Annotated in this window: 3 protein-coding genes (1 of these 3 running past the window's edge); 1 reads left to right on the plus strand and 2 read right to left on the minus strand. The window is 58.4% G+C overall.

Annotated elements, in window-relative coordinates:
* Positions 1-2,246: FG-GAP-like repeat-containing protein (locus AC1ROB_RS00005; protein ID WP_493031364.1), on the minus strand; the 2,246-nt coding region annotated here is incomplete at its 3' end.
* Between the two features lie 754 nt (positions 2,247-3,000).
* On the minus strand, positions 3,001-3,600 hold the full coding sequence (locus AC1ROB_RS00010; RefSeq protein WP_492972820.1) for a hypothetical protein: 600 nt from the start codon (positions 3,598-3,600) through the stop codon (positions 3,001-3,003).
* Between the two features lie 556 nt (positions 3,601-4,156).
* On the opposite strand from AC1ROB_RS00010, the gene AC1ROB_RS00015 reads away from it, so the two are divergent.
* Positions 4,157-5,000 carry the 5' portion of a hypothetical protein gene (locus tag AC1ROB_RS00015; protein ID WP_492972819.1) on the plus strand. It continues 755 nt past the right edge of the window, so 844 of the gene's 1,599 nt are visible here — the first part of the coding sequence; it begins with the start codon at positions 4,157-4,159; its stop codon lies beyond the right edge, outside the window.

Consider the following 5,000-nt stretch of genomic DNA (forward strand, 5'->3'; position numbering starts at 1 on the left):
TTGCTGCTCTTCACTTCGGAGACGACATACATCGCCCCCTGCAGATCGATACATGGGTAAGCGCAGGCCGCGCCGCCAGTATCCTTTGTGTAGTGTGAGGCACTGCCGGCAATCGGTGCCAGCTGTAATTGGACAGAGTTCATACCGGCAGTCACAATGCTCTTGATCAGCGGAATTCGTGCATTTGAGACAGAAACAAAGACGCCAGAACCGCCGAACCCGATTACATCGCTGATACCATCGCCATTTACATCGGCCATGGTGCGAATGTATCCGCTAGTCCCCCAGTTATAGGAGGCGCCATAGTCTGAGTGCCACAACTGGGATGCACCAAAGCTGCTGCCAGTCGAGAGAGACACGTAAGTGCCCGACGATCCAAAGGCAACAATATCGGCCATACCGTCACCGTTCACATCGGCCACAGTGCGCAGATAGGCCGGATGACCATGCCAGTTCTGCGTCGTACCGTAGTCCGGATACCAGAGTTGCGACGGCGTGAAACTGCCGCCGGTTGAGAGTGACACATAAGTCCCGGCCGCTCCAAATGCGACAATATCTGCCATGCCATCGCCATTCACATCTGCCATCGTGCGAATGAAGCCGGTCGTCGCCCAGCCCTGGGTCGCGCCATAATCCGCCACCCAGGCCTGGGATGGCCCGAAGCTACTGCCAGTGGACAGCGAGACGTAAGTTTCCGACCATCCAAAAGCAACAACGTCGGCCATACCGTCGCCATTCACATCGGCCATCACACGCAGATAGGCTGGATGACCATGCCAGTTTTGCGTCGTTCCATAATCCGGATACCAGAGTTGCGACGGCGAGAAGCTGCTGCCGGTTGAGAGCGACACATAGGTACCTGCCGCTCCAAATGCGACAATATCCGATCTGCCATCGCCATTCACATCTGCCATCGTGCGGATGTAGCCTGTCGTCCCCCAGCCTTGGGTCGCGCCGTAATCCGCGACCCAGGCTTGGGATGGGCTAAAGCCACTGCCCGTAGACAGTGAAACATAGGTTTCCGACCACCCGAAAGCGATAACATCCGCTTTGTCATCACCATTCACGTCAGCCATGGTGCGCAGATAAGCTGGATGAGCCCCCCAGTTCTGAGCAGTTCCGTAGTCGGGATACCAAAGCTGGGGTGAGGGAAAATTGCTGCCTGTAGATATGGATGCGTAGGTGCCGGGCGATCCAAATGCTACGATATCTGCCAGACCGTCACCATTGAGATCATCTAATCGGCGTATATAGGCAGAATTTCCATTCCAGCCGTGATCGGTGCCGTATTCGGCAATCCAGATGGAGTAGTTTACAAATGCAAGCGTACCCTCCTGATACGTCATTGCAGTCGGAAGACAAGTATTGTCGGCAGTGCAGTATTTGATCTCTTTCAACAGACTCTGGCCGTTCCCGATATTCTGCTCGTAAGTGGTGCGATACTCACGCACGAGGTTTTCGGCCTGCCAGGCCTGCACCTTGGTCAGGCGCTGAGTGGTCTTGATGATGCTGCCAGCCTGGTAGGCCGGGCTGATGTCGCTGCGGGCCTCGTAGGTGAAGCGCACGGAGTTGGCCGGCGCCGTGCCGCCATTGCCGGTGTAGTCGATACGGCTGGGGCGATACTCGCCGTTGGCGTTGTCCTCGGTGTAGCTGACCGAGAAGTAATTACCCTTGGTGTCCGAGGTTTTGTTGATCGCCCAGACCCGGACTGAGCTTTTGCCCTGGGCTTCGATTTTGGCGTCGGCGGTGTTGCCGAACTCCATGATGAGGCCGGCCTTGGTCCAGACCTTGAACCAGCTCGGGCCGCTGCCCGCCGTGCCGTAAGAGATGACCTTGCTGAAGCTCTCGCGCTCGGTGCGGTATTCGGTCAGGTCGGCGCCATAGGTGCCGCTGGTGGCGATCAGCCGCTGGCCGTCCAGGCAGAAGCGGTCATTGGCATCGAAAGCCACGCCGCCGATCTGGCCATCCTGGGCAATGGTCCGGCCGCAGCGCGTGATTGCCGGAAGACCTGACAGGCTCCAGCCCACACCAAGCAGGCCGTTGCCGCTGCGGCTGTCGTAGGACAGCGACAGCTTCGGCTCCAGCCCGGCCGTACCAGGCACCACGCCGATCGGGATCGTGTAGCTGGCCGAGCCCGTATCGGTGACCTCGAACTTGCCGGGCAACGTCATCTGCGAAAATGCTGGCCCAGATGCCCACAGGGCTGCCGTCATGGCCAATGAGGCCATTTTCAACCGATCAATCACCACAACCCCCAATAGCCGATTCGCCCGGCCTTATGCCTGACGCATAGCTAAAAGGTTGCAGAATTGGTTGTCAATCGAGGCGAGATTACATCTAAAAGTAAACTCATTTGAGCGACAAGCCGTGAGCAAGGCGGGACAAGGTTGGTTGCCCAATCATCGGCAGCCGCGACTGACTCAGGGCCGCGTGCGCGCTAGGCAGAACCAACTGATAGCGCCAGGGTTTCGTCCATTCGGCCAGTGGACGCCCTTCCGACTGGACGACAATCTGATGCCATGTCCAGCGACTTACCTTCGATCGCATCAGCACATGCCCTCCCCGCTGCGACCGGAGATCGGCCGGCAGCGACTGTTCCGGCAGACGACCCGCTGCTGACTCGCCGCGAACTGGCGGCGCGCTGGCGCTGCTCGCTATCCTGGCTGGAGAAACGTCCAGCCGCCGATCTACCGCCGCGCTGCGCGGTTCTGCCGGGCCAAATCCGCTATCGACTATCGGATGTCCTTCGTTTTGAGGCATCAAGGGTCGATAGCCGCCATCCAATACAAGGCACGAGCCCTCAGACCATTGATCCTCTGCAGCGGCCACCCTGCCGTTCCCCGGCCCCACTGCCAGGGTTTCCAGTCCACTTGCCAGTAACCACCGCCCGCAAACAACGGCGATGCGGCCGACCGGCCAAACCGGCCATTACAGAACCTCAGCCGGGGTAGAGCTGAGACGTGCCATTCAAGACACTTGAAGCGCCAAGAGGGATCAACTCTATCGACCTTGGGGTTTAAGTAAAAAAAGGACGAGACCGAATACTGTGACGAACAGTACGATCATCCCAACCCATAACCAAACGAGTTGCCATTTAGTAAATTGTTGGGACTCCCTATCGACAGATTCCGAATCAATCCAACTTGATCCACGTCCATCGGTGTGGCGCTCCGGTGCCGCATCGCATCGCCCAACGCCATGCAACACGCCAATTGGGGCCGACGTATTCTCCTGAACCAGATCAGCGCCTGCGAGTTGGCTCTGAAGCAGTGCGACAAGCCGTTCGAGTTCGCCGGGCTCTTGCCCTGGCTTTAGACAATTGGCCTGCAGGAGCGGAAGCGCGTGCCGGAGATTGAAGTCGAGCTTCACCAGCATCGTCAGCACTTGCATCAGAACCACCTGCTTTTCAGACTTCAGCAGAAGGTCGACCCTGTAACGGCTCTTCCCTTCGATATCCTGTTTGCGCCTGCCCATCACATCTCTCCATGACCAATCGTCATTTTTGGCCGGTTTGCTTTCTGCCGGGCGTCCCTCCGCGGCCGCGTTCGGCCGTTGCGGGAAGCCCACGCCACAAACTGTTAGACGTAACAAATCGACCATTGGTTTCATCTGGATTCGGGAATTTTGGGTGCCTCAGCGAAAAGATGTGAATGGCATGTTCCCGGATTTCCCATCCCAGGAATCCGATAATTGTGGAGTTTCGTCATTCACGTGGGAATTCCACCGGCCGCAGCCTTATGCCGGCTGAACAGCTTGATGCTAGGGCACGGCTCCGCAGCATTTCGTTTCATGGAATGCGGGGCCCGGGAAAATGCCCAGAGCCTGCAAGAAGCGACTCCAAACACGCGAGATACTTCAAAAAACAACAGAATCGGCCAGCATTCGTCCTGCGATCTCAACCGCCCCGGCCATCACGTGACCGTGCCGCCGCAGCGGCTGCCACTCCGGCGCCTAGATCGCCACTCTGGCTCGCCCTGCCAAGGACAAAGGGTGCGCCAGGCGCCGCCTGCGTTTCCAAAGCCAGATCCACGAATCATCGCATGAAACCGATAAGACGATAACGCCGTCTAACCCTCAGAACGCAATTGCTCTGAGGGAACGGTCAATGACTGGTACTAGGCTCAATTACGGAAGCGGGCTGCAGCGGGTCTTCCACTTGATCGAAGAAGAATGGCGAATAGGGCGCCTAGATGACGACGACGACATCACGGCACTGCTGGGACGGATGCTCGGACAGACGCGCCGGCAGGGTTCTGTTTCCGCCAAACCCGCACGAACCTTCCACCTCAATGTAAAGTCATTCAAGGCAACAGCACCGCGGCGTCGGTCCGCCACGACGCCAGGCCGTGCACAGGCTGTTGCAGAGCGAAGCCAGAAATCTACCGTCAACCAGAAGGCTTCAGTGCATAAACGGCTGGTGGCCAAGCTTGCCTATATCCAGCGTACCGGCCCTCATGTGTCGCGGTCAGATCTCATCGCTGTAGGAGGCGCGCCTCCTCAGGCGATGCTGGCTTGTGCCTCGGCTTTAGCCGCCGGGTCGGCACGTTCGAATGCCAACATTCTCTACACCATCGTGGTGGAACTCCCACGATCCGCTGACATTGAGCCCCTCATCGAGGTCGGCAATGCACTGGTGGAGCTTTTCGCGGATCGCCGCTGTCCGGCCATCTACGCCATCCATGACAGCGCCAACCCGCATTTGCACCTTTTGGTCGCCGCCCGTCCATGTCGGGAAATTGCCCAGGGTTATTGGGTCGCGGAAGCGCAAGGGCGGATAGGATATCCCGGATTCCGCCTTTTCGACGGCCGGGTCGCAATCCGGGATTTCCGCCGAGATGTCGCCGAGCTGATCAATGATATCTGCCAGCCGACGGTCAGGTTTCATCCCGGGCGCCGGGCCGACACCACATTAGAGGGCCCGGCGGAACGGCGGCTCGGCCGGACCGAATTCCGCCAGCAGCAGAATACGCTTAAGTGGCTCATGCTGGAACACGTCACCA

The sequence above is a fragment of the Ferrovibrio sp. GW821-FHT12F09 genome, from assembly GCF_058806775.1.

What these genes read in the sequence shown, in the direction of transcription:
- AC1ROB_RS00010 (WP_492972820.1), bottom strand. Translation starts at nt 3,600, where the DNA reads ATGGTCGATTTGTTACGTCTAACAGTTTGTGGCGTGGGCTTCCCGCAA.